Source organism: Ascidiaceihabitans donghaensis (assembly GCF_900302465.1).
GTDB classification, from domain to species: Bacteria; Pseudomonadota; Alphaproteobacteria; order Rhodobacterales; family Rhodobacteraceae; genus Ascidiaceihabitans; species Ascidiaceihabitans donghaensis.
Genome location: NZ_OMOR01000001.1, coordinates 1,021,910 through 1,048,475, shown reverse-complemented (window position 1 = coordinate 1,048,475; position 26,566 = coordinate 1,021,910). Strand labels below are relative to the sequence as shown.

The 26,566-nt window shown below is 53.6% G+C and carries 29 protein-coding genes and 1 tRNA gene; 8 read left to right on the top strand and 22 right to left on the bottom strand.

What is annotated here, in order from left to right; translation table 11 throughout:
* Nucleotides 1-17 precede the first annotated feature (17 nt).
* Genes ASD8599_RS05235 through ASD8599_RS05225 form a run of 3 tightly spaced genes read left to right on the top strand, consistent with a single transcriptional unit; the run spans nucleotide 18 to nucleotide 2,237 of the window.
* A complete protein-coding gene (locus ASD8599_RS05235; RefSeq protein ID WP_108827557.1) occupies nucleotides 18-242 on the top strand; it encodes a helix-turn-helix transcriptional regulator in 225 nt (74 codons plus the stop codon).
* Between the two features lie 52 nt (nucleotides 243-294).
* Nucleotides 295-1,257, top strand: a complete 963-nt coding sequence (locus ASD8599_RS05230) for a DNA-primase RepB domain-containing protein (protein WP_108827556.1) — start codon at nucleotides 295-297, stop codon at nucleotides 1,255-1,257.
* Entirely contained in the window at nucleotides 1,254-2,237 is a 984-nt protein-coding gene (locus ASD8599_RS05225; protein ID WP_108827555.1) for an AAA family ATPase, read from the top strand. Before ASD8599_RS05230 ends, ASD8599_RS05225 begins: the two co-directional genes overlap by 4 nt.
* Before the next feature lie 554 nt (nucleotides 2,238-2,791).
* On the opposite strand, the gene ASD8599_RS05220 is transcribed toward ASD8599_RS05225, so the two are convergent.
* Nucleotides 2,792-3,022, bottom strand: coding sequence for a hypothetical protein (locus ASD8599_RS05220; protein ID WP_108827554.1), 231 nt, complete (start codon nucleotides 3,020-3,022; stop codon nucleotides 2,792-2,794).
* A gap of 250 nt (nucleotides 3,023-3,272) precedes the next feature.
* Nucleotides 3,273-4,022 carry a hypothetical protein gene (locus ASD8599_RS05215; RefSeq protein ID WP_146188189.1) on the bottom strand — a complete coding sequence of 250 codons (750 nt, stop codon included), beginning with the start codon at nucleotides 4,020-4,022 and terminating at the stop codon, nucleotides 3,273-3,275.
* A 180-nt stretch (nucleotides 4,023-4,202) separates the two neighbouring features.
* On the opposite strand from ASD8599_RS05215, the gene ASD8599_RS05210 reads away from it, so the two are divergent.
* Nucleotides 4,203-4,403, top strand: coding sequence for a hypothetical protein (locus ASD8599_RS05210; RefSeq protein ID WP_108827552.1), 201 nt, complete (start codon nucleotides 4,203-4,205; stop codon nucleotides 4,401-4,403).
* A gap of 29 nt (nucleotides 4,404-4,432) precedes the next feature.
* On the opposite strand, the gene ASD8599_RS05205 is transcribed toward ASD8599_RS05210, so the two are convergent.
* The 8 genes from ASD8599_RS05205 to ASD8599_RS05170 form a co-directional block, all read right to left on the bottom strand.
* Nucleotides 4,433-6,973 carry a DEAD/DEAH box helicase gene (locus ASD8599_RS05205; protein ID WP_108827551.1) on the bottom strand — a complete coding sequence of 847 codons (2,541 nt, stop codon included), beginning with the start codon at nucleotides 6,971-6,973 and terminating at the stop codon, nucleotides 4,433-4,435.
* A complete protein-coding gene (locus ASD8599_RS05200; RefSeq protein ID WP_108827550.1) occupies nucleotides 6,966-7,913 on the bottom strand; it encodes a HamA C-terminal domain-containing protein in 948 nt (315 codons plus the stop codon). Before ASD8599_RS05200 ends, ASD8599_RS05205 begins: the two co-directional genes overlap by 8 nt.
* Before the next feature lie 246 nt (nucleotides 7,914-8,159).
* Nucleotides 8,160-8,234, bottom strand: a tRNA-Phe gene (locus tag ASD8599_RS05195).
* 78 nt (nucleotides 8,235-8,312) lie between these two features.
* Nucleotides 8,313-8,495, bottom strand: coding sequence for a DNA gyrase inhibitor YacG (locus ASD8599_RS05190; RefSeq protein ID WP_108827549.1), 183 nt, complete (start codon nucleotides 8,493-8,495; stop codon nucleotides 8,313-8,315).
* A complete protein-coding gene (locus tag ASD8599_RS05185; protein WP_108827548.1) occupies nucleotides 8,492-9,511 on the bottom strand; it encodes a ribonuclease E/G in 1,020 nt (339 codons plus the stop codon). The genes ASD8599_RS05190 and ASD8599_RS05185 overlap by 4 nt, the downstream gene beginning before the upstream one ends.
* Nucleotides 9,508-10,086 (bottom strand): Maf family protein, encoded by a 579-nt coding sequence (locus tag ASD8599_RS05180; protein ID WP_108827547.1) that lies wholly within the window; start codon nucleotides 10,084-10,086, stop codon nucleotides 9,508-9,510. The genes ASD8599_RS05185 and ASD8599_RS05180 overlap by 4 nt, the downstream gene beginning before the upstream one ends.
* An 8-nt stretch (nucleotides 10,087-10,094) precedes the next feature.
* Entirely contained in the window at nucleotides 10,095-10,313 is a 219-nt protein-coding gene (gene infA, locus ASD8599_RS05175) for a translation initiation factor IF-1 (RefSeq protein WP_005978431.1), read from the bottom strand.
* Nucleotides 10,314-10,395: 82 nt separating this feature from the next.
* Complete coding sequence (locus ASD8599_RS05170; RefSeq protein WP_108830017.1) at nucleotides 10,396-11,286, bottom strand: carbon-nitrogen hydrolase family protein; 891 nt, start codon at nucleotides 11,284-11,286, stop codon at nucleotides 10,396-10,398.
* 150 nt (nucleotides 11,287-11,436) lie between these two features.
* Here ASD8599_RS05170 and ASD8599_RS05165 point away from each other — a divergent pair, with 150 nt between their 5' ends.
* Both ASD8599_RS05165 and ASD8599_RS05160 read left to right on the top strand, forming a co-directional pair.
* Nucleotides 11,437-12,399, top strand: a complete 963-nt coding sequence (locus tag ASD8599_RS05165) for a LysR family transcriptional regulator (protein WP_108827546.1) — start codon at nucleotides 11,437-11,439, stop codon at nucleotides 12,397-12,399.
* Between the two features lie 12 nt (nucleotides 12,400-12,411).
* Entirely contained in the window at nucleotides 12,412-13,104 is a 693-nt protein-coding gene (locus ASD8599_RS05160) for an NAD-dependent deacylase (RefSeq protein WP_108827545.1), read from the top strand.
* Between the two features lie 34 nt (nucleotides 13,105-13,138).
* Here the strand turns inward: ASD8599_RS05160 and ASD8599_RS05155 are convergent, their stop codons facing one another.
* The 3 genes from ASD8599_RS05155 to rpmB form a co-directional block, all read right to left on the bottom strand.
* Nucleotides 13,139-13,633: a copper chaperone PCu(A)C gene (locus tag ASD8599_RS05155; RefSeq protein ID WP_108827544.1), complete on the bottom strand. Its 495-nt coding sequence runs from the start codon at nucleotides 13,631-13,633 to the stop codon at nucleotides 13,139-13,141.
* Nucleotides 13,634-13,683: 50 nt separating this feature from the next.
* Nucleotides 13,684-13,965 carry a hypothetical protein gene (locus ASD8599_RS05150; protein WP_146188188.1) on the bottom strand — a complete coding sequence of 94 codons (282 nt, stop codon included), beginning with the start codon at nucleotides 13,963-13,965 and terminating at the stop codon, nucleotides 13,684-13,686.
* A gap of 171 nt (nucleotides 13,966-14,136) precedes the next feature.
* On the bottom strand, nucleotides 14,137-14,424 hold the full coding sequence (gene rpmB / locus ASD8599_RS05145; RefSeq protein WP_108827542.1) for a 50S ribosomal protein L28: 288 nt from the start codon (nucleotides 14,422-14,424) through the stop codon (nucleotides 14,137-14,139).
* A gap of 259 nt (nucleotides 14,425-14,683) precedes the next feature.
* Here rpmB and ASD8599_RS05140 point away from each other — a divergent pair, with 259 nt between their 5' ends.
* On the top strand, nucleotides 14,684-15,784 hold the full coding sequence (locus tag ASD8599_RS05140) for a DUF2855 family protein (protein WP_108827541.1): 1,101 nt from the start codon (nucleotides 14,684-14,686) through the stop codon (nucleotides 15,782-15,784).
* Nucleotides 15,785-15,899: 115 nt separating this feature from the next.
* Here the strand turns inward: ASD8599_RS05140 and meaB are convergent, their stop codons facing one another.
* Nucleotides 15,900-16,874 carry a methylmalonyl Co-A mutase-associated GTPase MeaB gene (gene meaB, locus ASD8599_RS05135; protein ID WP_108827540.1) on the bottom strand — a complete coding sequence of 325 codons (975 nt, stop codon included), beginning with the start codon at nucleotides 16,872-16,874 and terminating at the stop codon, nucleotides 15,900-15,902.
* 84 nt (nucleotides 16,875-16,958) lie between these two features.
* Between meaB and hrpB the strand changes: the two genes are divergently transcribed.
* Nucleotides 16,959-19,385, top strand: a complete 2,427-nt coding sequence (gene hrpB, locus ASD8599_RS05130) for an ATP-dependent helicase HrpB (RefSeq protein ID WP_108827539.1) — start codon at nucleotides 16,959-16,961, stop codon at nucleotides 19,383-19,385.
* Between the two features lie 52 nt (nucleotides 19,386-19,437).
* Here the strand turns inward: hrpB and gndA are convergent, their stop codons facing one another.
* The 8 genes from gndA to ASD8599_RS05090 form a co-directional block, all read right to left on the bottom strand.
* Complete coding sequence (gene gndA / locus ASD8599_RS05125; protein WP_108827538.1) at nucleotides 19,438-20,844, bottom strand: NADP-dependent phosphogluconate dehydrogenase; 1,407 nt, start codon at nucleotides 20,842-20,844, stop codon at nucleotides 19,438-19,440.
* A 48-nt stretch (nucleotides 20,845-20,892) separates the two neighbouring features.
* A complete protein-coding gene (locus tag ASD8599_RS05120) occupies nucleotides 20,893-21,879 on the bottom strand; it encodes a 2-dehydropantoate 2-reductase (protein WP_108827537.1) in 987 nt (328 codons plus the stop codon).
* A gap of 110 nt (nucleotides 21,880-21,989) precedes the next feature.
* Nucleotides 21,990-22,994, bottom strand: a complete 1,005-nt coding sequence (locus ASD8599_RS05115) for a porin (RefSeq protein ID WP_108830016.1) — start codon at nucleotides 22,992-22,994, stop codon at nucleotides 21,990-21,992.
* 142 nt (nucleotides 22,995-23,136) lie between these two features.
* Nucleotides 23,137-23,646, bottom strand: coding sequence for a hypothetical protein (locus ASD8599_RS05110; RefSeq protein WP_108827536.1), 510 nt, complete (start codon nucleotides 23,644-23,646; stop codon nucleotides 23,137-23,139).
* Nucleotides 23,643-23,810, bottom strand: coding sequence for a hemin uptake protein HemP (hemP, locus tag ASD8599_RS05105; RefSeq protein WP_108827535.1), 168 nt, complete (start codon nucleotides 23,808-23,810; stop codon nucleotides 23,643-23,645). Before hemP ends, ASD8599_RS05110 begins: the two co-directional genes overlap by 4 nt.
* A complete protein-coding gene (locus ASD8599_RS05100; protein WP_108827534.1) occupies nucleotides 23,807-24,043 on the bottom strand; it encodes a hypothetical protein in 237 nt (78 codons plus the stop codon). The genes hemP and ASD8599_RS05100 overlap by 4 nt, the downstream gene beginning before the upstream one ends.
* A gap of 230 nt (nucleotides 24,044-24,273) precedes the next feature.
* On the bottom strand, nucleotides 24,274-25,200 hold the full coding sequence (gene argF / locus ASD8599_RS05095; protein ID WP_108827533.1) for an ornithine carbamoyltransferase: 927 nt from the start codon (nucleotides 25,198-25,200) through the stop codon (nucleotides 24,274-24,276).
* Between the two features lie 76 nt (nucleotides 25,201-25,276).
* Nucleotides 25,277-26,449, bottom strand: a complete 1,173-nt coding sequence (locus tag ASD8599_RS05090) for an aspartate aminotransferase family protein (RefSeq protein ID WP_108827532.1) — start codon at nucleotides 26,447-26,449, stop codon at nucleotides 25,277-25,279.
* Nucleotides 26,450-26,566: the final 117 nt, after the last annotated feature.

The window sequence follows — 26,566 nt, the reverse complement described above, 5'->3', positions numbered from 1 at the left end:
ATGTTGAAGGAAAGACAATGAATATTTCAGATGGCCAAAAGGCCCTTGCAACACGCGCTGATCTCAAGCGCCTTGGTATTATCGTTAGCAACAGTACGCTTTTGCGCTGGGAGGCACGTGGACGGTTTCCACGCCGAGTCCGACTTGCGGGCACAAGCGTCGCTTGGTTGCTGAATGAGATTGAACAGTGGCTCGCTGAGCGCGCCGAAGAACGCTCTCGCACGCATTACGCCGAGTTTTGATATGGGGCGCAAAGCGCCCTGAATTCCCCCCAAAAAATTGAAAGGACAGAACATGCGAACTCGCGTGAAAGCAAAAGCTCGCCCTCGCAAAGGGCATCCATATGCATTCAAGGACTATAACGACGACTGCGTCATCCACCAAAGCATGGTGGGTTTCCTGCATGACATTTGGAAAGGTGCACCGAAGCCCAGCTTCTTTTTTGTCGCCACAACCGATCCCGACGGCAACCACTGGCGTGAACATATTGTGAGGGCCAACGATGTCACTGTTGGCCTGAACAGGTTCCTGAACACTCACTCGCGATGGGATTTCAATCTTTACTTTTGTCCAAACCCATTTTCGGTCGAACGGCGCAAAACAGAATTTGCGCTACCCACAAGGCTGGCTTGGTGCGACATTGACGATAGCGATCCCAGCGCTTATGAGCCACATCCCAATCATCTCTGGGAAACCTCGCCGGGCCGCTTCCAAGGTCTTTGGCTTTGGGACAAGCGGTACAGCATAGAAGAAGCCGAACGTTTCTCACGTTCGCTTGCTGACAGACACGGGGGCGACAATGGCTGGACCATTACCAAGATGCTACGCGTTCCCGGCTCGATCAACCACAAGCCCAAATATGACGAGCCGTTCGTCAAGTTGGTTTCGCGTAACTGGAACCGTGTTGCAGAACGCCCCGAACCGACGCCAGACAACGGACGAAGCTATCAGCGCACGTACAAAGCATTGGGTATGGATCATTTGGCATTTACCCCATTGGAGGTTCTGAAAAATCATCGGGCCAAATTAAGTGCTTCGACGCGCTCACTCATACGACACAAACAAGTTCAAGCGGACAATCGTTCAAACCGAATATATGCGCTAGTCGCTGGGCTGTACGAGGCCAATGCCACATTGGACGAGATCGCCAGCGTGGTTTGGAGCAGCCCGTATTTTCGAGACAAGTACGGCGACGACCTTAGCGCGCTAGAAACTGAAGTGTCCCGCATCATCGCTAAGAAAGAAGGTGCGAAATGACCTCGAAGAAAAAGGATCTCTTTGTCGGTCTCGACACAATCGATCCCAAGGAAGTCGAGTGGTTGTGGGAACCCTTTATCCCGTTCAGCATGATCACCATCATGGAAGGTGACCCGGGCGTGGGTAAATCATTCCTTGCTATGCAACTGGCCGTACAGGTCAGCATAGGTGGGGAGTTGCCCGATGGGCAAAAGTTGGGGCGCGGTCGTGTGCTTTATCTCAGCGCTGAGGATGATGCAGCCTATACAATCAGGCCGCGCATCGATGCGATGGGGGGCGATCCGTCGCGCATTCGAGTTCAGGGTGACTTCCTGTCTCTGGACGAAAAAGGGCTGCAAGCGCTCATGCGAGAGGTGAAGCGCAAACCACCAGACCTGCTGATCCTCGACCCCTTGTTTGCCTACATCCCGGCTGGACAGGATATCTACAAACCCAACGTGATCCGGCAGCTTTTGTCATTCCTGAAAGACATTGCTGAAGCTGGTGAAACGGCTGTCGTCATCATCCGGCACCTGACTAAGGCCAAGCACAGCAAGGCCATTTATCAGGGGGGTGGTTCTATGGATGTGATTGGCGCGGCGAGGTCAGCATTTCTAGTATGCGAGCATCCGAGCGACAGTTCGACCAAGCTTGTTGTACATATCAAGCATAACATTGCCGTTCGGGGGCAAACTCAAAGCTATGAGATCATTGGTGAAGAAGGAGGCAGGTCGACCCTGAATTGGCTGGGGCCTTCGGACATTACGATTGATGACCTGATTTCTTCTGATGGTCCGCCCCGCATGTCGGCACTGGATGAAGCGACCCAGTTCCTGCGCGTATTTCTCAAGAATGGGCCGGAACCTTCAACCAAGGTGGAGAAAGAGGCTGCTGCTCGCGACATCGCCCCCAAGACCTTGGAGCGTGCAAGGCGCGCTCTGGGCGTCAGGTCCAAGAAAAAGGCAAAGGGTTGGTTCCTGTCGTTGCCAGACGAAGAATGACCACAGGTAGGATATGAAGTGCGCCAAGAACGCCAACATCGTCATTGATGATTTTGGCGCACTTCACTCCTCAAGTTCGTCACGTTCATGAATGACGCCCTTGGCGATCTTGGCGTTCTTGGCGTTCTTGGAAACGGCTAGGAGCCGAAATTCTCGGAAGTATGCATGACCCCTTGTCTGCCCATAAGGCGTGCGCCGTTAAAAAAACGCCTCCCCCATCCCCCTGTGGTCACATGTTGCCTTGGTCTCCTCAGGTTCGTGCAGTCACGTCCGAGACCGACACGCGGACTATTGATCAGGCTGTTGGAGGTGAGGCGGAACCAAATATCTGAGTCTTTTCAATTGATCCGCATTCACGACGATCTGCAATAGCTGATTTGGGTGCCGTGTGGGTGGGTTCACTCATCGGCTAGAGTGTCCATCGCGCCGTTTTCGCATCTGTCCGCTCAGATGAATGGGCCAAGCGGCGTTGGCACTTACTGACGTTAGATCACCATCAAAGTTTTGGGTGCTGCTTGGGTGAATGGGTGTCGCCTTGTTGCGCGCTTGTGGCATCAGTTTTGCTCCCAACCTTTGCGGTGGAAGTGGCGCAGTACGATGGCGCGGTTGTACAGGGGAAAGCCGATCCACAGACCGTTGGCTGTGATCAGCGACAAGATCGACCACAGGAACATCCCCTTGAATAAATAGTAAAGCGGACCGAATAGCAGGCACCACAGTCGGTGCCAGTTTCCAAGAATGACCTTCTCCTGCCCGTTGAATTTCCATGTTGCCCGAATGACCATTGTGGTCTCCTTTGCTGGTTGCGGTTGCAACAGCGCAATAAGATCGAGCGGTGGCGCGCGTCAGGGTATTTCCTAGATAACTAGTCGTCTGCGCGGAGCACAGGGGCCAGAACTGGCGTCAGCGGCGTTTTCGTCGCGACACGTCGTTCGTCACGGCCACGAGGCCCTCTGGCTCAATGTAACGCGGCCACGCGCGCTTAGAGCCGTATGTTCTAGGGCTTAGTTAGGGCTGCTGTTCGGACGGTGAAAACTAAGAGAACCTATCCGCCACGTACTTTTCTTTGCTGTCATTAATCAAATTGAGACTGTCAAAAATATTCTGACTAGGTTGTTCAGTACCACAACCAGCGACAAGCAATATTAGTTGTCCGTAGTCGATAGAGGCTACTAGCAACCGCTCCGCCTCAAATGAATCTCCACCGTAAACCCCGGCCAAATTCAGTCCAACCATTCCATCGGTACGCTGATCGTCAATTCTCACGCCGGGTAGGATTGATTTTGGATTGGGATGGGCACCAAAATCTATTGATTGGTTGTATGCCGTATTGATCCAGTCTTCTGTTCCCGGCCATACGAAAGAGCGTTTAACAAGGTGCTTTGCAGCGTCTTTTACAGCCGAAGTAAATGCTCTTCTTGATTTTCGATGCGCCTTGTCGTCCCTATTTCTCTCTAACCAGACTTGCTCCAACTCTGGTTGTGCCCAAATGTTATATGCATAGCAGGCAGCCTCTAGGGATGTCCGAAACAGTGGGAAAGCTGACGCTGAGTGTCCAGTTGTTGCGACACGTATTGAGGTTAGCCATGTCATCAATGATGATATGTTAAGCAAACCTTGGCTTGGCCCCCAGCCATCACTGATCAACGGCAATTCAGTTACAAAAACTGTATGTATCTGCTCCAATATTCGCATGGCATCGCTGTGCGACGATAGAGCCATTTGAGTGCTGGCCTCTGCCAGATCGAAATAGCTTTCAAATGATGGTGTGGTTTCAAATTTCACGAGGAGTGCACCTTGGCGTGTTTACGTAGCGCCCAGTTATCGCTTTCTTATATTCTTGACCATCCCAACAGGTGCAACATTCAACACGACAGTATGCTCTAGAAAATTGTTGTGGGGTTGTCCCTGACATGCCTGCTAACCTCGTCTTATCGATCTACATCAGAAACCTAGGAGATCGACATGTCCGACATCATCACGCTGAAAACCTTATGCGAAGAACTCAAGATCGACCCACGCGAGGCCCGCGAAAAGCTGCGCGCTGCTGTTAGTGACGCAAAGGCGTACCCAGAACTGGCGAAGGCACGCAAGCCACGCACACCTTGGCAGTGGGTGAAAGGGTCAGCGGCGCACAAAGAAGCGGTTGTAGCGCTAGAAAGATAGCGAGAAACGAAACTAGCAAAGAATTTTGATTAGGCGGCTTGGAAAAGCCTTCTGATTTCCTTTGCTGAAGCAGAGGGAATGTCCAGAGCTCCAATGTTCTGACGCCTTATCCACATTCGCGCTTCATCCTGAGACATATCCTCCCGCCTCGCCAACTCTTGCAGTTGGGTAGAGGTAAATCTAGACAACCCCAAACCAATGAAACTCATCATAGTCACCGAGCTCGCGCCCATTTCGAGATAAAGAGGGATAGAGGGTATGGACTTAACGTTGTCTTCGTAGCCGTGTTTTCGGAGGGCAGCCTCAAGGACAGCGTTATAGCAGGAAAATAGTCGGACATATTTGAAGCGAACATCATTTTCGATTTCCGACAGTGTCTTTCTGATAACGGTTGCTGTGTTTGACTTGATGCCATTGTCTTTATTGTACTTGAGATTAGCATCAATAATCAAAGGGAGTGGATTTCCTCGCATCCAGCGCAGAATTAGTTGGGTGAAGTATTTTGGTGACTTGTCTGATTTTGGAAGCTTCAGAACCGCCTGATGACATCGGTGCAAAACACCGATGTAGCTTGAGTAGGCATTGGGGTCTCGAGGATGCTTCGGGATCACATAATCAGGTCCCTTGGATTTCAGGCTCTTTTCGATCCTCTCAAATAGAGATTGTTGTCGATAAATGGAAACCGTAGGCGAAGATGAAATGGTTTTTTCATCCAGCTCTACTTCGTCCAACGCACGCAATATGGATTGCTCTAGGGCAATTCGAGTTCGATTTCCTTCCTCCAAACCTGCATTGGTCAAGGTTTCCGCCAGACGACCCTTCATCTGATCTTGGACGAGTTTGACAAAAGTGTTTTCGTACTCATCTTGTACCCTAGGATCGGGTACGCGTTCTTTATCTTTTATGTATTCGACTAGGGCGTCCGCTTGTCGCACTAAATGAGATTGAAGAGTTGGCTCCACCTGACGGTCGCTAGTTCCCGAAAGGGGATCTGACTCCCAAGCCCCATAGTCAATTAAGAAAATGTTACCGGAGAACTCTTTGCCCAAACGTCCAGCACGTCCTGAAAGGTTCCAAAAATCAACGGACGAAATCGGTTCATCACCTTTACGAGGGTTACGAAGGAATAGGTTTCGGGCCGGAAGATTTACGCCTTGAAGAAGTGTGCTTGTCGTTACCAAATAACTTAAAACGCCTTCGCTGAAAGCATCTTCGATCGCCTTTCGAACGAGAGAAGGTAGCCTTCCGTAATGATAGCCAACGCCTTGCAACACGAACGACGACAACTGGAAATCTGGGTGCACTGCTTCCTTAATGAACTTGGACAGTTCGATCTGAACAGCTGTATGTTCTTTCTCTTCTACGTCACTCAGCCCGAATGCAATATCTTCGCATTCGCTTGGACCATACGCGTAAAAGAGGCTTTGCCCATTCCCTCCAAGACGAAGCCCTAAATTTACCAGCTTTGACTTGTGATCCAACAGTGGCTGATCGCAATCAACAGCGCCAATTTCAATAGGTTTGCCGTCACTCAAAAAGGACACTTTCGCACATTTTGGATCACTCAGTCCGGTGTCTAAGAGAAAAATGTTCTGCGCAACTGTTGGTTCGTCGGTAGATACCGGCACAGCCTCACGAGCAAAGCCATGAGCGAGCTTTTCAGGAGAAGATAAATTGGGACCAGCGAAAACTAATTGACACTTTTCGAACCGTCTCAAACTCTCTTCAATTACCGACGATAGCAACACACCCCGTGGTCCGTCGCCAAGACTTTGTGCCTCATCTACAATTAGCAACTCTGGCGAGAGGTGTGGGTGGGCTGACAAAAGTAGCTGCATTCGTTCTTGTGTAACGACGAACACAGCCTTGGAAGGCAACTTAGTTTCTGAAGGTATAGGGGTCGTAATCAATTCAACGTCGAGGCCCGAACTTATGAGCCAAGAAGTGACATCTTCAGAAACCTGTGTAATCAAAGCTCGCGAAGGAACCAAAATCGCTGAATACGATATCTGCTCTTCTTCAAAGAGCTTTCTAGCGTAGAACTGCAAGACAAACGACTTGCCTGCCGATGTGGGAGCAGAGATGCCGATAGTCTCTTGGGAACTCAGTTTATTCCATAACCCGAACTGAAAATCTGTTAGTGAGAAATCTTGACCACCCAACGTCACGCTGTTGTTCTGTCGGCGGGTGGAGTTTTCTGCAATTGTTCTTTGGGGTAACGCAAATTCACTGACTTCATAACGACGCTTCGCAAACTCCATCGCCGGAAAGTTTCCAAGACGACCCAATGCCAACACAAGGGCGTATACCGAACCTGGGTGCGTCTGCGATGCGTACTCGGATATTCCAGTCGCGATTTCATATGATCGTTTGCGCAGTTCAGACCGTTCCGAACACGCGAGCGTCAGAGCGCTGGAAGTTAAACGACGAAGCATCCTATCGTGGTCGCCGTCCTGAGCAGCGACTCCGTCAAACCCAAACATATCTGAGAAAACAAGGTTTCTTAGGCTACTCGTATCACTGTGAAATTTTGGGTTGGACCAAATCCGTTCAGCTAGCTCTTCAATCATTGGGCCAACCTATTCTACTTTGAAATTTGTCTCGAAAATCTTGTGCCGAAGGCACAGGAACAAGAAAGAACTCAAACCGAACATCTCCCATTTCGCGATCTTTCAGCTTCTTGGGAAGAGACTTTAGAAACTCATCAGCGGCTTTATTTACGGCTTTTGCAAATGACTGCTCACTATCATTAGTTGGAAATTCAAAAACCAACAGGCAAGCAAAAACAGTAACACATTGATTATAGTCTTCGCTGTAAGGATCGAGATAGTTGATGAAAGCCTTTTTCGCCTCTTCGCTTGCAGTGTTGAAATCAGAGAAACTTGACACAATTGGAATTTCGAACTCTTGACCACCCTCATCTAGGAAATCTTTGATCGATTTCATCGCGCTGCCGAAGGCGTTTCCTAGAGAATTATGCGCCTTGGACTCACCCCAATAAAGAAGGAGCTTTTTCGTTTTGTCGTCAAATTTGGCATGAATTCCGTCAGTGCCATGCACTGGCATATTGTTGTTGGTCTTAAGATACATCTTTGAAACAATTTGCGGTGCCTCAAGCAGCCACTCAACCAAAATGAAAAGTAGGATTTCACCAGCTTCTCCTGACCTGTGACTACCCTTTTTCGCCTTTATAAAGAGACTGCGAGCACGCTCATGCAATTGCGTCGAAACCTGATTGACCAAAACTGTATCGTTGTCAGCAAGCGCCTGTTTCATCCTGTCGTGAGCAGATGTGATCTCAGACCGAGGTAAGCAGAACGAGACTATCTGATGATACAAGACCTCAAGAAACTCGTCGAATGTCTGTTTTCCGTCTCTGAACGCAATATAACTACAGCGAACGTCAATGCGATCACCAAGTGAATCGGTGTCATAATTCAAATGGCGTATTCGGCTCGATAGACTACTAAAATTACCCAAGAAGGTTTCAAGTTGTTCTGCTAATAACATTACTGTCCACTGGAGCTTGCCCGAAATGGCGCACTCCTCTTATAGTTGAATTTCCCATCGACACTCCAACAGTTTCGCTCAGCAATCAAGAGAATAAGCTCAAGCGGCTAACAGTATGCGAAACAATTGAAGGAGTATTCAGAGAAGGAAGCGTAAAACGGCACCCAGACGGCACCCAATCATGAGAATGACAACATCGGCCGGCAGCCCATGGAGGCAATATCGCATTACTATCAACGAGTTAAATGGTGCCCGGGGGCGGAATCGAACCACCGACACGAGGATTTTCAATCCACTGCTCTACCCCTGAGCTACCCGGGCACGGGACGCCTTTGCAGGCTTGGGTGAGCGGGTTCTAGGACCATTGGGGCGCGGTGTCCAGAACCTTTTTCAACTCTTTTAATGTGGCTTCGGTTGCGTCTGATCCACAGCGTCAATTGCGGCCTCGATATCTTCCAAATCGTTGGACGGCACGGCATAAGATCCATTCACCCACCGCGCCAAATCTACGTCAGCGCACCGACGCGAGCAAAACGGGCGATAGTCTTTCGCCGTTTCAGCATCGCAAATCGGACAGCTCATGACAGAACCTCTGACAGCGGCAGACGGACACGCTTGCGTTGCAGTTCGTAATGCCCCAGCGGCGTCCAACCAACCAACGCAGTTTCGATCTCGCATGCCTTGAACGAAGATCGCAAAGCGTTTTCAAACGCGCGCCGGTCTTTTTTCGGCATAGGGGCCAAATCAAGCGTGATCTGACCTGCCAAACCGCGAACACGCAATGCTGTGGGCAACAATCTGGCACACGCCATGTTTGCTTTGATCCCTGCTGCAAGCGAAGCGTCGTTTCCGGTGTTCACGTCCACAGCAATCAGGGCACGCGTCGGCTCAATATACATGCCCCCTGCCCCGAAAGACACGAACGCGCCGGTCGCGTCCTCCAAAGCATCCAACACGCCATGGGCTTCAAATCCGCCCGCTTCGGTGACGACCTCGGCCGGAGCAACCCAGTCGCGCCATGCAAGAACATGCGGGCCGTCGCCATCACTTAGCGTGGCTTGTCCGCTGCCATCGTCGCCCATGACAGCATCTGCAAGGGATACCATCGCCAGAATGTCTTCGGCAATGTCTTCTGGCGCCGCATCCACACAACAAGACCGCAAGATCAAGCCAACCTGTCGCCCGTCCAGCGCGTCATGCGCAATTTCCAACAGCTGGTCCCGTAGATCATCATCGCGGATGCTGCGGGAAATGTTCAACCCCGGAGCGCCCGGGGTGACGATCGCATAGCGGCTTTTGAACAGGATTTTCTGAGTGACAGGAATGGCTTTGCCAGGCTCTGCGTATCCCGACACCTGAACAAGCAGGCTTTGGCCCGGCGCCAACCCTTTGACTTGCCGCAAAAAGGCAGGACCATCAGGGGTCTTCAAGAACATGCCACCTTGCCCTTTTACCGGCTTGTCAGCGATAGCGCGATAGATCGTGCCGGGGGCCGCAGTGTCGCCAGAAATCAACAGATCGTCCAGCTTGCCATCCACCATCAATGCAGCGGCTTCGCGGTCACCTAAGTGGTCCAGAATAATCGTGCGGCCTTTCATGGCGCTTCCTTATAAAGAGGGTATCCCGCAGCCATAAGAAGGCCCGCGGTTTCAGTGACCGGCAACCCCATGATGGCGGAGAAAGATCCGCTGATCCACGGAATGAATGCACCTGCGGGACCTTGGATGGCATAGCCGCCGGCTTTGCCTTGCCAGTCGCCGGTGGCCAGATATGCGTTTACCTCGACGTTGGACAACGCCTTCACGCGCACCGAGCTGACAACATCCTTTTGCCAAACACGGTCGCCGCGCTTTACTGCGACGGATGTAATGACGCGGTGACGACGTCCCGATAATTTCCACAAATATTCTGCAGCTTGTGCGGCATCGTCAGGTTTGCCCATGATCCGACGCCCCAAGGCGACAGTGGTGTCCGCGCACAAAACGATATCATCAAAGTCTGCTTCGACGGCCGCAACCTTTTGCGCCGTCACGCGATTGCAATAGGGGCGCGGTAATTCTGCCTTAAGCGGCGTTTCGTCGATGTCAGGTGCGCGAACGGCATCAGGCACAACGCCAATTTGCCCCAGCAGCTCTAGGCGGCGGGGGCTTCCTGAACCTAAGATAAAAGCCATAAGGGCTGTTACTTAAAGCGATAGTTGATCCGACCCTTAGTCAGATCGTAGGGCGTCATTTCGACTTGCACCTTGTCGCCTGCCAGAACACGAATGCGGTTTTTGCGCATTTTGCCTGCCGTATGTGCGATGATCTCATGGCCGTTTTCCAGCTCGACCCGAAACGTCGCATTCGGCAGGAGTTCCTTTACGACACCGGGAAATTCGAGCGTATCTTCCTTGGCCATGGTCTCTCCTACATGGAATCTATCCGCCATCTGCGGACGCGCCACTAGATGAGCGCTTTTTACCGCAGTTTCAAGGCTTCAATCACTGCAAAGATGTATTTGTGACCGCAGCGTCACGACCAATCTGCGCATCCCAGTCGCGTCGGTTCAAAACCACGCCATCTGCACGAACCTCTGCAATCTGCGCCAAGTCCACTTCTGCGTAGGTCCATCCAGCCACATTCAGTTCCCCCACCGCAAGAACGCCTGTTTCAGGAAATCCGCGATCGGGCGGACAAAACACACCACCTGCGCCAATGGTACTGCCCAGCGCGTCGTTCCAGTCCGCGCCACCAACAATCGACGACATCACGGTAATGCACTGATTTTCCAATGCCCGCGCCATGGCCCCGATGCGCACCCGCCAGTAGCCTGACGCGGCTTCCGTCACGGATGGCACCACGATGATGTCGGCCTGCGACAAAGCACGACCCAGCAACGGGAATTCACTGTCATAGCAGATCAACACGCCGATTTTCCCTAATGCAGTGTCAAAAATTTGCAACGCATTGCCCGGCACGACGTCCCACACCTCAGCCTCAAAACGGGTCATGATCTGCTTGTCTTGCACGCCAATGCCGCCTTGCGGTGTAAACAGGCGGGTGCGGTTCACGGGGCGTCCGTTTTCCGGGCGCGGCGCATGAAACGACGGGGCCGATCCGGCAAGGATATGAACATCAAACTGTGTGGCAAGCTTGGCGTGCAGGGCATCTGCATCAGGCAACCGCTCTGACACAGCATGCATGGATTGCTCAAGATCGCCCGCCGCATTCATCCCCGCCAGCGTCGCAAGTTCCATGGCGGCGTATTCGGGAAACACCAGCAAATCGGCGCCCTGGCCTGCGGCCTCTTTCACCCATCCGGTCAATTTGGACACGTATTGATCCCAATGGTCGAACACATCAAGAGGGTAAGCAGCTGTTGCGATTTTCATGGCATTCTCCAATTTCGATTCAGCCTGTCCCAAATTCAAGCCGATGTCCATGTTTAGCCTTTCCAAATTCCTTTGACGGCGAACCCTTATATATGCCATGAAAACCCGTATTAAGTTTCACATATTCTTAAACTGCAAAGGCCGTCCACAATGATTGCAAAAGGTGTCACGCTACGTGGGTTAGAGGTGTTTGAGGCCTTGGCATCAAGTGGGTCTGTGGCCCAAACCGCCAAGATCACCGGATTAAGCCAGCCCGCGGTCAGCCAACAATTGACCAAGCTTGAACTGGCGCTGAAAACCGATCTGATCGAACACAACAAACGCCCCATGCGCCTGACACCTGCCGGGCATAGCTTTTTGGGACGTGCGCGGGCGGCTTTAGGCGAATTGCGCATGGCGCAAAGTGAATTGACGGTGATGGATCTGGCGCATCTTAGTGCGCTGTCTATCGGGTTGATTGACGACTTCGACAATGACCTGACACCGCGGTTGGCCACTATTTTGGCCGACAGTTTGACGGGGTGCAAATTCAAGCTGATCACAGCGCCCAGTCATGAGATTTCGGACGCCATTGCCGACAAGCAACTGCATATCGCGATTTCTGCCAAAACAGGACAAATGATGGAAGGTGTGCAGGAATATCCGTTGGTGCGCGACCCCTTCATTCTGGTGGCCCCCAAAGGCGTGTTCACGCAAGCGACTTTGGAACAGCATCTCGATACGTTGCCGTTCCTGCGCTACGACGAGGACCAACTGATCAGTCGCCAGATCGAAGCCCATCTGGCGCGCCATAAACTAAACTTCCCACAACGCTTTGAATTGGGCAGCCATCTTGCGCTCATGGCTATGGTTGCGCGGGGCATCGGGTGGGCCGTGACCACGCCACTTGGCTATATGCGCGCCGAACGCTTCCATTCCGAAGTGGAGGCATTCCCCCTGCCCTTCAAACCCTTCTCCCGTGAAATTATGCTCTATGCTGGCATTGACTGGGCCGGCGACGTGCCCCGCGACGTCGCTGCAACCATGCGCCAATTGGTGCAACGCCATATGATTGATCCTGCAGTGACTTTGCTGCCATGGCTGGCAGATGATTTGCGCACACTTGAGGGATAAGGGGACACTCTGATGACCAATATCGTCATTCTGACCGGCGCAGGTATTTCTGCCGAAAGCGGCCTTGGCACCTTTCGAGACGCAGACGGGCTATGGGCAAAACACAACATCGAAGATGTCGCCACACCAGAAGGGTTCGCCCGCAACCCGCAGCTTGTTGTCGATTTTTACAACATGCGCCGTGCCGAAGCCCAAAAAGCGCAAGCCAACGCCGCCCACATTGCCTTGGCTGAACTGGAAACCCGGCACAATGGTGCGGTCACTTTGATCACGCAAAACGTCGATGACCTGCACGAAAAAGGCGGCATGCAAAACGTTTTGCACATGCATGGCCAGTTGAATTCAGCGCTGTGTTCTTCATGTGATCACCGCTGGCCTGTCGCGCAGGACATGCAGGTAGGTCAAATATGCCGTGATTGCGGCGCCCCCACTGCACGTCCCGATATCGTTTGGTTTGGGGAAATGCCCTACGGCATGGAGCGCATCGAAACAGCTTTAAGCAGGGCCGATATATTTGCCGCTATCGGCACATCCGGCAACGTCTACCCTGCCGCTGGTTTTGTACAAATGGCAAAAGCTTACGGCGCACATACAATAGAGCTGAATTTGGAACCCTCGGCGGTGGTATCCCAATTTGATGAAACCCGTTTTGGCAAGGCCAGCGAAACAGTGCCTGCATGGGTCCGTGACCTTCTGCAAACGTAAGGGCCGAACCACGCGGGGTCCGGCCCTGAAAGGATCAGTCGGATGAATGTCCCGAATGGTCGCCGTGGCCGCCATGCTTGGCTTTACGTTCGTTGTCGACGGGCACCTCAATCTCAACTTCGCCCGCGTTTTCAAACACCAGCGTCACTTTAATTGTGTCGCCCTGAATAAGGGACTGGTTCAGCCCCATCAGCATCACATGGTCGCCGCCGCGTTGCATCATGTGCATTTCACCCGCAGCAATGGCGATCCCGCCTTCGATTTCTGTCATTTTCATAACGCCCTCACCCTGATCGATGTGGGTGTGCAATTCGACCTTTTTGGCCACGTCGGATTTTGCAGCAATCAGCCTGTCGTCCTGATCGGTATGATTCATGAGCATCATGAATGCAGCGCCCGCTTTGGCATTGGGGGTCGCGGCCCGCGCGTAGGCATCTTTGGCCATAAGACCCATGCCATCGGCAAAAGCCGCACCAGACAGCATTAAAGTTGCAGCCGCAGCTGCGAGAAATTTGGAAGTCACAGACATATCTGTTGTCCTTGTCGGTCGTGTCTAAAAAGTGATGATTTGGTTCTGGATCACACAGCTGCGGGCGGGCCACGCGACATGTAGACAAAGGGAACAGTTCCAACAGGTGCCATGCTGGCGCGGACGATATGGGCAACGGGGCGCAACACCACAGCCGCTGGCAAATCATATTGCGACTGAAGGCTATCAAGGCTCGCCGCCAAACAGTCAGGACATAAATGCGGCGCGGACGTCGGATTGCCCTGCGCATCCATATACACCACTTTTTCACCGGACCCGGTGCACAAAACCATCTTGCCTGTGGCGTCATTTACGCCACGCGCCACAGCCATACTGTGGCCTGTGAAACTGATCACAAGCGCAAGGCACAACGCAAAAAGGGGGCGTATGACATACATGTGTGTTGTGTATTTCAGCGCATCGCAGGATTCAACTGCGCCAAAATGAAACAGCCCCGCACGCAGATTGCGAACGGGGCCAAATCAATCTAATTTTGAAAGCGCTTATGCCGCAGCAAGGGCTTTCGCGATTTCTTTCTTCACTTTCAGCGCATTTGCGGAAAGTTCAACGTCTTTGGATTTCGCCATGAACGCGTCCAGACCACCGCGGTGGTCAACGGTGCGCAGCGCTGCCGCAGAAATGCGGAACTTGATGCCGCGACCCAGAACTTCGGACTGCAACGTCACGTCGTTCAGGTTTGGCAGAAAGCGACGCTTTGTTTTGTTGTTGGCATGGCTGACGTTGTTGCCAGACATTGGGCCTTTACCGGTCAATTCGCATACGCGCGACATGGGATCATCCTTTTGCTCAAGTCGTATCTGAAGCGGTCTTCATAACGACAAAGGGTGCTGCCTATGCTGCACCTCATAATTTCGTTAGGCGGCAATAGGGGGAATCGCCGCTTGGGTCAAGCAGGTTCGCCCACTTTCCAGCCTTGTTTTACACTGCATTCGCCCCAACGTCACGCGGCAGCGCGTCTTGCCAACGCAGACCTGCCCGGTTCAAGCTGCCACAACCCATGTAAAATGCCCCATACCAAGGATAACAATAATGTCGATCGCCGGCCAGGACCTCATCGTCAACCGCAAAGATCTCAGCGACACTCAGGTGGTGCCAGTCACGTTCCCTGACACGCCTCGGGATGGCGAATGCCTGCTGCGCGTAGATTGTTTTTCACTCACCGCCAATAATATCACCTACGCTGTGGCGCCTGAAAGCATCGGGTATTGGAACTTTTTCCCGACCCCAAAAGCCGACCACGGGCGCGTACCTGTCTGGGGCTATGCCGAAGTCGTCGCATCGGCCCACCCTCAGGTTCCTGTTGGTAAGCGCGTCTATGGCTACCTGCCCATGTCCACACACCTGATGATCCGCCCGGATAAAGTCACAGATTTCGGAATGCTGGACACCGCAGAGCACCGGCAACCGATGGCGGCCATTTACAACCAATACAGCTTCGCCGACGCAGACCCCGCATATGCGCCACAACACGAAGGGATCATCAGCTTGTTGCGCCCCCTGTTTACCACGTCGTTCTTGCTGGATGACTACCACCGCTCCAATGACTGTTTCGGCGCCACACAACTGGTGCTGTCCAGCGCGTCCAGCAAAACGGCGTTGGGAATGGCGTTTTTGATGGCTCAAGAAAAGCCAAGCGGACTGACGATTGTCGGACTGACCAGCCCACGCAATGTTGCCTTTACACAAAACTTGGGCATCTACGACAAAGTCGTCACATACAACGACGTGGCGAGCCTGCCACAAGAAAAAACCGCGTTTGTGGATATGGCAGGGAACGCCGACACATTGCGTGACGTGCACAAACACTTTGACACAAACCTCATGAATTCGTGCCGCGTCGGGCTGACACATTGGCAAAACACGTCGAATTTTGTGGACGGATTGGCAGGCGGGCCAAAGCCTGCATTTTTCTTCGCCCCAACCTATGCACAGGACAGAATTAAGGACTGGACGCCAGCTGGATTTCAGAAAAAAGCGGGCAAGGCTTCAGCTGCCTTTTTCGGGGCGGCGGCAAATTGGATGCAGATCGAAAACGGATCAGGCGCACAAGCAGTGCAAAACACATATTTGCAAATGTTGAAGGGCAACATCGATCCCTCAAAAGGACATGTGCTGTCACTGCACACCTAGTCTTTCCTTTCGCGGCAAATACTTCGGGGGTGGCCAAAGGCCGGGGGCAGAGCCCCATAGATCATAAATATCCGGCCAAGGGCCGGGGGCAGAGCCCCTTTTTCCCTAAGCCCTCTCAACTACGACCCAACATGTGCAACATTTGCTGCGCAGCGACAGCCGGATCCATACGTCCCTGGGTCACAGCGCGGCCCAGATCTTTCATGGCAGCCTTGGCAACAGGCGCCTCCAGCTGGGCCAACAAAGCGGCACGGACATCCTGTTCGAACCAGTACTGGGCTTGAAGGGACCGGGCACGGTCAAAATGACCATGCTCTTTGCGCCAATCATGTAACTCTTGCATGGTGGCCCAAGCGTCCTGCAAGCCCGCTTCTTCCAGTGCTGAAACAGTCATAGCTTGCGGGAAGCCCTCGGGATCCTGAGGGCGTTTGCGCAACAAACGCAAAGCTCCGGCGTAATCGGCACGGGTACGCATGGCAGCGGGTTTCAAATCGCCATCGGCCTTGTTGACCAAAATCAGATCCGCCATCTCCATGATGCCGCGTTTGACGCCCTGCAATTCGTCACCACCTGCAGGGGCCAGCAGCAACAAGAACAAATCCGACATCTGCGCCACAACAGTCTCAGATTGACCAACCCCAACCGTTTCAATCAAGACAACATCAAAACCCGCCCCTTCGCACAATGCTACAGCCTCACGGGTGCGACGGGCCACACCGCCCAAATGGGTCTGACTGGGGGAGGGGCGAATAAATGCAAGGGGATCGCGGCTTAGCCGGTCCATGCGGGTCTTGTCACCAAGGATCGACCCACCGGAACGGGCAGAAGACGGATCAACGGCCAACACGGCAACACGCAAGCCTGCCGCCGTCAGCATCATACCAAAACTCTCGATGAAAGTGGATTTACCCACCCCGGGAGTGCCGGACAATCCGATACGCAACGCACGGCGTTCTTGTGGCAACAGGCTCAATAATTCCGTGGCCATGACACGGTGATCAGCCCGTGCACTTTCGACCAGCGTGATACCGCGCGCCAATCCGCGACGCTCACCCTTAGAAATCCGTTCCGCCAGATCTGCGATATCCATAGGCACCCCCTCAATTGCGACGGTTTTGGGCGAGGGCACGCAAAAAGTCTAGCCTCTGCGCCCCAATCGGCGATAAGCGAAGACATGGATCATACCTTACCCATTGATGCGGTGACGCCCCAGGTCATAGACGCCTTGCGCAGCCAAGGCCGGGTCGTGCTGCAGGCCCCGCCCGGAGCAGGCAAAACGACCCGCATTCCTTTGGCAATGCTCAAAGCGCAAGTGACGCAGGGCAAAATCCTGATGCTTGAACCCCGACGCCTTGCCGCACGCGCAGCAGCCGAACGCATGGCGCATACGCTTGGGGAAAAGCTGGGGGCAACCGTCGGGTACCGCATCCGCGGCGAAGCGAAAGTCGGCTCAGACACCCGCATCGAAGTTGTCACCGAAGGCATCCTGACACGCATGTTGCAAGACAATGCAGACCTTCCCGGCATCGGAGCCGTGATTTTCGATGAATTCCACGAACGATCTCTGAACGCCGATCTTGGATTGGCCTTATGTCTTGAGGTCGCAGGGGCGCTGCGCGACGATCTTTTGCTGGTGGCAATGTCCGCGACCCTTGACGCAGACCCCATAGCGCAGGTGATGAACGCACCGATTGTCACCTCTGAAGGGCGGTCATTTGACGTCACCCCCCACTGGATGGACCGGCCTGCGCCGGCACGCCAACGATTTGAAGACAGTGTGGCGGGCCAAGTGCATCAGGCTTTGTCCGAAACCAATGGGTCCGTTCTGGTGTTCCTACCCGGTGAAGGTGAAATCCGGCGGGTGAACGGCTTACTCGGTGATCAAGTGCCGTCAGACTGCACGATCGCACCCTTGTTTGGCGCGATGGATTTTGCCGCACAGCGCCGCGCCATTGCGCCAGCCACAACGGGGCGTAAGATCGTTCTGGCCACATCCATTGCGGAAACGTCGCTCACCATTCCGGACATCACCGTTGTAGTCGACGGTGGGCGGTCACGCCGCGCCCGGTTTGATCCGCCAAGCGGCATGTCCCGACTGGTCACAGAACGCGTCACACGCGCCGAAGCCACACAGCGCGCAGGCCGTGCAGGGCGTGTAAAACCAGGGGATTGTTACAAGGTTTGGACAAAGGGCGAAGACGGGGCTTTGGCCGCATACCCCCCCGCCGAAATTGAAGCAGGCGATTTAACAGCCTTTGCCTTGGAATTGGCCGTATGGGGGGCGCACCCGCAGGATCTGGCCTTTGTCACCCCCCCACACGAAGGGCGCCTCCAAGAGGCGCAGGCCGTTTTGAAAATGCTTCAGGCCCTTGATGCAAAGGGGCGGATCACCGATCACGGCCATGCATTGGCGCAGTTCCCTTTGCACCCTCGCTTGGCCCATATGTTGGTCCGTGCAGGGGCCCAAGCCGCTGAACTTGCTGCATTATTATCAGAACGTGATATTTTGCGCGGCGTTTCTGTCGATTTGACGCACCGGACACAGGCCCTGCGCGACGCGAACAGGTTTGGAAATGCCGTCAACCGCGGCGCCCTTGAACGGGTCAAACAAGAAGCAAAGCGTCTTAGGAAAAATGCAAAAAACGCACCGGATATGTCATTGGGAGAAATGGCTGCACTGGCCTATCCGGACCGCATCGGACTGCGCCGAAAAGGCGACGCGCCCCGCTTTGTCCTGTCGGGCGGCAAAGGTGCCATCTGTCCAGAGGGCGATGGTTTGGGCAATCACCGCTTGATTGTGGCCACCGATCTTGATGGCGACCCGCGTGAGGCAAAAATACGTCAGGCCGTTGCCCTGGCGGATCATGACCTTAGGCGTCTTTTCCACAAACAGATTGCTTGGGAAAACGCTTGCGTCTGGTCGCGTAGAGACGGCCGCGTTCTGACACGGCAACAAGAACGGTTTGGTTCTTTGGTGCTTGAAGACCGTGCATGGGGCGATGCGCCGCCCGACGACATCGCGCGGGCCATGTTGGACGGTGTCAAACAATTGGGATTGCGCACAAACGCAAAAGCAAAGCGGTTTATTGCACGCTGTCTCTTGATGAAGGGTGTAAATGCCGATTTTCCCGATTTTTGCGAAGATCACTTGTTGGAAACCTTGGAGGACTGGCTGTTGCCCCATCTGAACGGGGTTAAAACCACCGCAGACTGGAAAGCCTTCGACATCACCCCTGCCCTGAAAGCGCGATTGGACTGGGGACAAACGCAAGCTTTGGACAGGGCAGTTCCCGGGCAATTCACCACACCATTGAATCGCAATATCCCGATTGACTATTCAGACGCTCAGCCAAAAATTTCGTTGCGGTTGCAAGAGGTCTTTGGCGTGACCCGCCATCCGGTTGTCGGCGGTCATCCGTTGCAAGTGACGCTTTTGTCGCCTGCCCAACGCCCTATTCAAGTGACAACCGATTTGCCGGGGTTCTGGACCGGATCCTATAGCGACGTGCGCAAAGACATGCGTGCGCAGTACCCGAAACACCCCTGGCCTGAGGATCCGACGCAAGCGGACCCAACCTTGCGGGCCAATCGAAAAAAGTAGCCGGCGCAGTGCGGCGGTTCGTTCATTCTTTCGGCTGTTCGTTCATAGGGCTTTAAGCTTCACCCCAGTCTCCGTGGTGCTTGCCCGTCGCGTCGATACGCGCAAATCCGTGATGACCAAAGAAGTCCCGCTGCGCCTGAATCATATTGGCTGTTCCGCGCCCCAAAGCCATCGTGTCATACCAGACAAGTGCCGCAGACAGGGCAGGCATGGGCTGCCCCGACAGCGCTGCAGCCGCCACGACGCGGCGCAAAGCAGGGACGGTTTTGGCCAACGTTTCGCGCATCGCTGGCGCCAATATCAGATGCCCATGGGGCAAGCCGTTTTGAAAGGCATCCATAAGCTCGTCCAGCAAAGCTGACCGTATAATGCAACCGGCACGCCAGATTTCCGCGATCTTTGACATGTCCAACGCCCATTCGAATGCGTCGGACGCAGCTTGCAGAACTCTGAAGCCCTGCGCATGCCCCAAGATGCGGCCTGCCTGCATCGCGTCGTGCAAATCGGACAGGCTAGGTACAGATGCAGCTTGCGTCGTTTCGGCCAAAAGCGTCTCTGCCTCACTGCGCATTTCCTTTTCAGATGACCAGGAACGTGCGCCCATTGCAGCTTCGATTGTAGATGCTGATTGACCAAGTTTCAGCGCCTCAATTAGCGTCCAGCGTCCAGTGCCTTTTGATCCGGCCTTGTCCAGAATGACATCCACGACCGGCTGCTTGGTCTTCTCATCTATGGCGTGCAACGCCGCTGATGACGCTTCTATCAGATAAGACTGCAACGGGCCGGTGTTCCAATCCCCGAAGACAGCGCCAATAGCTGCTGCATCTTGCCCCCCTTGATCGCGCAACATGCCGTAAATCTCTGCAATCATTTGCATATCTGCGTATTCGATGCCGTTGTGCACAGTTTTCACAAAATGCCCTGCACCGTCCGGGCCCAAATGCGCAACACAGGGGTTCCCTTCAAATTTGGCCGCAATCGCTTCGGCCATCGGCCGCAATTGCGACCATGAATGATCCGTCCCGCCGACCATCATTGAAGGCCCGAAACGCGCACCTTTCTCGCCTCCGGACACGCCCATCCCAACAAAATGCAACCCGGTTCCGGCAAAGGTCTTGGAGCGTCGGATGGTTTCATTGAAATCGGCATTTCCGCCATCAATGATCGTGTCACCTTCGCTTAGCAGAGGTGAAATTGTTTCAATCATCGCATCCATAGGTGCGCCGGACGGGATCATAAACAGGATTGTGCGCGGCGTTTGAATGGCGTCTACGAAGTCTTGTAAATCGTGTTTAGCGACAAGGTTTCCCTGCAAGTCCTGCGCTTCTGCCACAAAGCTTTCGATCCAATCGGTTTCCCGGTTGGTCACTGCGACTTGGAACCCGTTGTCCGCCAGATTAAGCGCCAAAGCGCTGCCCATGGTGCCCAATCCGTAAACGCCGATGTCTGCTTTTGCCATGTTTTGCCCTTTGTCTTTGCCCCACGGTGACAGGACATGTCTAAAGGTTCAAGGGGACGCGATACGTGCGCGTATGCTTTGCGCCAAAAGACCGGGAGGGCCAGCGCCTTCAGCTTCCGCGTCTTTGATCAGCGCGTGCAAGGCTGCGTTGATCGGCGTCGCAATGCCCGCGTGTTGCCCCATCTCGACGATCAAGCCTTGCAACGCATCAACTTCCGTTTTGCGTCGCTGTGTCAGGTCGTCCCACATAGATGACCGTGCTTTGGGGTCTATCGTTAACATCTGTGCCGCAATTTTTCTGAACAGCGGGCTGGGCAACCGCAGAATATGTGGGAGCAGCTTCACAGGGGCGGCAGTTGTCTTGGCAGGAGCAATCCCGTGCGCTTTCAGCACGCGCAAAGCCTCGGCCATCTGGTCTGCCATCAAGCGGCGCCATGCCCGCATGTGCAGCATGTTCAACAGGGGCAAATCAGACAAGGCGTTTATCGCATTGCCCAGATTGATCAACAACTTGCCCCATTGCACGGCCTCGATGTTATCGACGGATTGCCAGACCAAATGCGCTGAGGACAGCGCATGATCCGCCCCCGATTGCACCAGAATATCGCCCGAAGTGCCACGGTGGAATGTGGCTTTACCTGCTGGAACGACATTGAATGGCACCATCGTCGCAAAGACCTTTTGCCTTGGTAAATGCTTGCGCAAAGCCGCGACATTGGTCACCCCGTTTTGCAAACTAAACACCGCAGCCTTTGGTGCGTGCTGCGCGATCAATTGTGCCATGCTTTCGGTTGCAGCAGACTTCACCGTAACCAAAATAATGTCTGCGTCTTCCAAAACACTTGGGTCAGTCTGAAAGTCAAGATCGCGTAAAGTTGTATTTAGCCCTGCAAAGTCCGTCAGCGTCAGACCGCTATTGGCCACAGCTTCAGCGATACGAGGGCGGGCAAGAAAAGCGACCTTATGACCGGCCTGCACCAAAGCACCGCCAACAAAACACCCGATACTTCCCGCACCTGCCACTACAATTTTCATATGTTGCACCCAACCCGATCCCGTTTCCTGAGACCAACGATGGAGGTTATCCTAGGCGTTCACAACCCCTTGGCCCGCACCCTCAAAAAGGCACGGGCGGATGGGTGTATTCAAAAAGACATGACTGCGGACAGCCCTACCGAGGTTGATTTTTCGCCCCCTACGTCAAAGCGCGCGACACCAAACCCGACTTCGATTGTCTCTGTCAGCGCACGGTCAACACCCAGTGTGATCAGGCTGTCATTGGATGCGTTGGAATGATTCACAACTGTCGCTGCAGCGGAAAATGTCCAGTCTTCAAGACCGTAAGCCGCCCCCGCAGTTACATACGTCGCACTGTCATCCGTGCCGCCTACCCCGTCAAAATAAGACACTTCGCCGATAACATCCCAGCCGCTTGAAAAGCTGTGTGATGCACCAACCACGACCCCTGTTTCATCAGACACATCCCCCGTGCCCGCAGACAAATGACGCGCACCGACCCAGGCCGAAGTGTCACCAAATTCTTGTGAATATTGCACCGCAAAGTTGTTAAGCTTTCCCGTGTTTCCAACCCCGCCATTCGCCGTGCTGTTACGTCCGCGTTTGGTTCCGATGCTATTCGACAGGCCCGTGTCGTCAGCGTAGAATACGGCCAAAGATAATGTTCCGCCTCCAAGCGCGGTATCAAGAGACATACCAATCATTTCGCTCAGTTCATAATCTTCAGCCAACGTCGTGCCATAAAAGCCGGGCGCCTCATCCCAGGCACGGGCGAAAACAGGCGCAATTTTACCAACAGAGATCTGAGTGTCGTCAAATGTGTACCGCAAACCTAAGGTGCTGAAATACAGCCCCAAATCATCAAATGTCCGGTCATCTGTCGCATCTAGAACGGATTCTAGCGTCAACCCGCCAAACACGCTGAAATGTGCCGCTATGGCCGCCTCGAATTCCAGTTCAGCAGATACATAGGTATCTGTGATTTCCGCCGCAGGATCATCCGCGCTGACTGTACTGTCCACACCGATTTCTATCTCTCCCTCCCATTCGAAACCTGTGTCTTGTGCCAAAACCGAGGTCGCCAATGACAAGGTTGCGGCAGAGGCCGTTAAAAAGATTAGTGTCGTTTTCATCGTATTTTCTTTGCAGGTTTGGAACATCGCCCCGAAAGTCCGTCAGGGCGATGTTAGGTGGGGTGAAGGAAGTTGAAAGACACCGGCAATGTCGCTGCACCTGAAGGGGGGACAACGAATGTTTGCAAAGTCGTCTTTTGTGTCAGTGTAGTGTGACGGGTTGTTGCGCTGGCAGGTCCGAGCGCGGTTGCCCTTTGGAAGCGGAGGTCATCGTTTGCGGAGCGTGAACGTTCATGCGCATCAACGTCAGCCCGAAATCTCGCGCCAAGCCCGTAATCACTGGCGCAAAATCAGGGCGCACAAGCAGTGTGGCTATCATCATGGCGTCTTCGCGCTGCCCGGTTGCGGCGGCTGCAATGAAATTGGCAAAGCAGGCTTCGTCTGCACCAACACATTTGCAATTTACAGCATGACGCATCAACGGACGGCGACCATGCAGGGCACATAACCCATACAAGTCTTCAAACGAAGCCAGCGCCTTTTGACCGCGCATTTTGCCGAGGCTGTTTTCAAAATCTTGCCGAACTGCATGCTTTCCCTTCGGGCCGTCAGACCAAAGGCGCAAATAGATGACTGAAGCGGCTTCGACCCCGTCCAGTTCTGTAATGAATCCGACAGGCGCTCCACCGCGCGGGGCATGCACATGGGTCATTTTGTCAAAATCAACTTACCAGCACGCGTGATGCGCAAGGTATATGTCTGAGTTCCCAAAACAATATAGGCTTGGTCACTGCCTTTGGTCAGATCCTCAGCGGCGTAGGTGGGCCGCGTATCTGGCAAAGGGTTCATCATCTCTTTGGGGTGGTGAAAGCTCATGATGCGGCCCCTCGCATGTGTTCTGCGGTTACATTTGTGCCCGGCACTCCATTGTGGGCGCGCGTGAATCCAGTCTGCGCACACATGTCGAGCATCACTTCAAGGCCAATGCCTGCAGTATCACCCGACGAACATGTCAGTTCACCAAGTTCGCACCTGCCCAAAGTTTGAAACCGGCTTGCCGAGCGATCCCCCAAGTCGAAATCTATCAATTGGTCTTTAAAATCTGACATTCTGGAAGTCCTTGCATCATGAGATGTTCGGGCTTCCCCGCATCAGATTGGGGGTGGCTAGAACTTGGATCTATTCTTGAGTGATTCAATCAGAATTGTCAATCCGACTTTTTTTATCAGGTAATATTTCGCCTAGGTTTTATTGCTTACTCTCTACAAAAGAAAAACACCCCGAAGTCTGAACTTCGAGGTGCCGTTGTCGTGCTTTGATTAGGCTAGCCCCAAACCAACTATCGTCCGAGGCAATGTCTCATGATCGCCTTTTGAGCATGCAAACGGTTCTCTGCCTCATCGAAAATAACCGATTGCGGGCCGTCCATCACAGCAGACGTCACTTCCTCTTCGCGGTGCGCGGGCAAGCAATGCATGAACAAAGCGTCCGGCTTGGCCTGTCTCATTAGCGCCTCATTCACCTGATATGGACGCAACATATTGTGGCGGCGTTCTTTGGTGGATTGACTGTCATGCATCGACACCCAAGTGTCTGCGATCACAAGATCAGCACCTTCGACGGCTTTATCCGGATCACGTTCAATATTGATCCGGCTGCCGGCCTTTCGCGCCAACCCCATGAATTCGTCTTCCGGGTCCAATTGCCGTGGCCCTGTAAATGTCAAATCAAACTGGAACTGTGCAGCTGCATGCAGAAACGATGCACATACGTTGTTGCCATCGCCACACCACACCACCTTCTTGCCCTTTATCGGTCCGCGATGCTCTTCAAACGTCATCACATCTGCCATAATCTGACACGGATGTGTCCGATCCGTCAGGCCGTTGATCACCGGTACATCCGCATATTCCGCCATTTCCAGCAAAACCGTTTCGTCAAATGTTCTGATCATTATCAAATCGACGTAGCGCGACAAAACACGGGCTGTGTCCGCGATAGTCTCGCCGTGCCCCAGCTGCATGTCTGCCCCAGACAGCACCATCGTTTCGCCCCCCATCTGGCGCACACCGACATCAAAGCTGACCCGTGTGCGTGTTGACGGCTTTTCGAAAATCAGCGCAACCATGTGTCCCGCCAATGGCTGTTCTGCATCAAGCGTTGCTTTGGGCAGGCCAATTCGGGCGTTTTTCATCGCACCTGCTTGATCAATGATCCTGCGTAGATCAGCAGGTTCGGTTTTATGGATGTCTAAAAAATGGTTCATAACTTGTCTCTATTGGCTAGGGATTACCCGGGGGCGCAGCCCCCGGACCCCCGGGATATTTTGGGCGAAAAGAAAATCAGGCCGACACTGCCTTTGCGGCTTGATCAAGCCGGGCAATAGCATCCGCAATCTCGTCATCCGTGATCGTCAATGGCGGCAGTAGTCGAATGACATTGTCAGCCGCGGGCACCGTGATCACCTGCGTGTCATACCCCGCATTCACAATGTCCATGTTTAACGCTTTGCACTTAATTCCGATCATAAGGCCTGCGCCACGCACGCTTTCAAAGACATCAGGGTTATCGGCGACCAAACCTTCGAGCTTTTGGCGCAGCAGTCCAGACTTACGGTTCACCTCGGCCAAGAACTCAGGTGTGTTCACTTCGTCAAGAACAGCGCACCCGACAGCGCACCCCAAAGGGTTACCCCCATAGGTCGATCCGTGTGTGCCGGCCGTCATGCCGGACGCTGCATGTTCCGTCGCAAGCACAGCCCCCAATGGAAACCCGCCCCCGATCCCTTTTGCAACCATCATAATGTCGGGTTCGATCCCCGCCCATTCATGTGCAAACAGTTTGCCGGTCCGCCCGATACCGCACTGCACCTCATCCAAGATCAGCAGGATTCCATGTTCATCACACAGATCACGCAGCCCTTTAAGGCACTGATCCGGCACAGGACGAATGCCACCTTCGCCTTGCACGGGTTCAATCATGATCGCCGCCGTCGTTTCTGTAATGGCCGCGCTCAGCGCATCATGGTCGCCAAAAGCCAGATGCGTGAACCCCGGCAAAAGCGGACCAAATCCCTTGGTCATCTTTTCTGACCCCGCAGCGGCAATGCCTGCAGACGAGCGGCCGTGGAAAGATCCGTCAAATGTAATGATATCGACCTTTTGCGGCGCATTTTTGTCATACCAGAACTTCCGTGCCATTTTGACGGCCAGCTCACAGGCTTCGGTCCCTGAATTGGTGAAAAATACTGTGTCCGCGAAAGTGCTATCGACAAGCTTATCGGCAAGCTGCTGCTGCTGGGGAATGTGGTACAGATTCGACGTGTGCCACAACGCGCCGGCCTGGTCTGTCAAAGCCGCAACTAGTTTTGGATGCGCATGCCCCAGTGCGTTCACCGCAATTCCTGCGCCAAGATCCAGAAAACGTCGCCCATCCGCCTCGATCAGCCAAGTGCCTTCACCTTTGACAAAAGTCAAAGGAGCGCGGGAATAAGTGGGCAAAACGGAAGCGATCATAGGATCATCCTTTGGATAGAAGGCATTGGCATAAGTTGCATGTGTGCAGCAGCGCCAACGCAGGGTCAATAATTTAGAAGTGAAGGGATGCGCACAAACGGCGCGATGTCAGAATAG

Coding starts and splice junctions, on each gene's coding strand:
- ASD8599_RS05235 (WP_108827557.1), top strand. CDS start 18: ATGAATATTTCAGATGGCCAAAAGGCCCTTGCAACACGCGCTGATCTC.
- ASD8599_RS05230 (WP_108827556.1), top strand. CDS start 295: ATGCGAACTCGCGTGAAAGCAAAAGCTCGCCCTCGCAAAGGGCATCCA.
- ASD8599_RS05225 (WP_108827555.1), top strand. CDS start 1,254: ATGACCTCGAAGAAAAAGGATCTCTTTGTCGGTCTCGACACAATCGAT.
- ASD8599_RS05220 (WP_108827554.1), bottom strand. CDS start 3,022: ATGGTCATTCGGGCAACATGGAAATTCAACGGGCAGGAGAAGGTCATT.
- ASD8599_RS05210 (WP_108827552.1), top strand. CDS start 4,203: ATGTCCGACATCATCACGCTGAAAACCTTATGCGAAGAACTCAAGATC.
- ASD8599_RS05205 (WP_108827551.1), bottom strand. CDS start 6,973: ATGATTGAAGAGCTAGCTGAACGGATTTGGTCCAACCCAAAATTTCAC.
- ASD8599_RS05200 (WP_108827550.1), bottom strand. CDS start 7,913: ATGTTATTAGCAGAACAACTTGAAACCTTCTTGGGTAATTTTAGTAGT.
- ASD8599_RS05190 (WP_108827549.1), bottom strand. CDS start 8,495: ATGAGCTGTCCGATTTGCGATGCTGAAACGGCGAAAGACTATCGCCCG.
- ASD8599_RS05185 (WP_108827548.1), bottom strand. CDS start 9,511: ATGAAAGGCCGCACGATTATTCTGGACCACTTAGGTGACCGCGAAGCC.
- ASD8599_RS05180 (WP_108827547.1), bottom strand. CDS start 10,086: ATGGCTTTTATCTTAGGTTCAGGAAGCCCCCGCCGCCTAGAGCTGCTG.
- infA (WP_005978431.1), bottom strand. CDS start 10,313: ATGGCCAAGGAAGATACGCTCGAATTTCCCGGTGTCGTAAAGGAACTC.
- ASD8599_RS05170 (WP_108830017.1), bottom strand. CDS start 11,286: ATGAAAATCGCAACAGCTGCTTACCCTCTTGATGTGTTCGACCATTGG.
- ASD8599_RS05165 (WP_108827546.1), top strand. CDS start 11,437: ATGATTGCAAAAGGTGTCACGCTACGTGGGTTAGAGGTGTTTGAGGCC.
- ASD8599_RS05160 (WP_108827545.1), top strand. CDS start 12,412: ATGACCAATATCGTCATTCTGACCGGCGCAGGTATTTCTGCCGAAAGC.
- ASD8599_RS05155 (WP_108827544.1), bottom strand. CDS start 13,633: ATGTCTGTGACTTCCAAATTTCTCGCAGCTGCGGCTGCAACTTTAATG.
- ASD8599_RS05150 (WP_146188188.1), bottom strand. CDS start 13,965: ATGGCTGTGGCGCGTGGCGTAAATGACGCCACAGGCAAGATGGTTTTG.
- rpmB (WP_108827542.1), bottom strand. CDS start 14,424: ATGTCGCGCGTATGCGAATTGACCGGTAAAGGCCCAATGTCTGGCAAC.
- ASD8599_RS05140 (WP_108827541.1), top strand. CDS start 14,684: ATGTCGATCGCCGGCCAGGACCTCATCGTCAACCGCAAAGATCTCAGC.
- meaB (WP_108827540.1), bottom strand. CDS start 16,874: ATGGATATCGCAGATCTGGCGGAACGGATTTCTAAGGGTGAGCGTCGC.
- hrpB (WP_108827539.1), top strand. CDS start 16,959: ATGGATCATACCTTACCCATTGATGCGGTGACGCCCCAGGTCATAGAC.
- gndA (WP_108827538.1), bottom strand. CDS start 20,844: ATGGCAAAAGCAGACATCGGCGTTTACGGATTGGGCACCATGGGCAGC.
- ASD8599_RS05120 (WP_108827537.1), bottom strand. CDS start 21,879: ATGAAAATTGTAGTGGCAGGTGCGGGAAGTATCGGGTGTTTTGTTGGC.
- ASD8599_RS05115 (WP_108830016.1), bottom strand. CDS start 22,994: ATGAAAACGACACTAATCTTTTTAACGGCCTCTGCCGCAACCTTGTCA.
- ASD8599_RS05110 (WP_108827536.1), bottom strand. CDS start 23,646: ATGACCCATGTGCATGCCCCGCGCGGTGGAGCGCCTGTCGGATTCATT.
- hemP (WP_108827535.1), bottom strand. CDS start 23,810: ATGAGCTTTCACCACCCCAAAGAGATGATGAACCCTTTGCCAGATACG.
- ASD8599_RS05100 (WP_108827534.1), bottom strand. CDS start 24,043: ATGTCAGATTTTAAAGACCAATTGATAGATTTCGACTTGGGGGATCGC.
- argF (WP_108827533.1), bottom strand. CDS start 25,200: ATGAACCATTTTTTAGACATCCATAAAACCGAACCTGCTGATCTACGC.
- ASD8599_RS05090 (WP_108827532.1), bottom strand. CDS start 26,449: ATGATCGCTTCCGTTTTGCCCACTTATTCCCGCGCTCCTTTGACTTTT.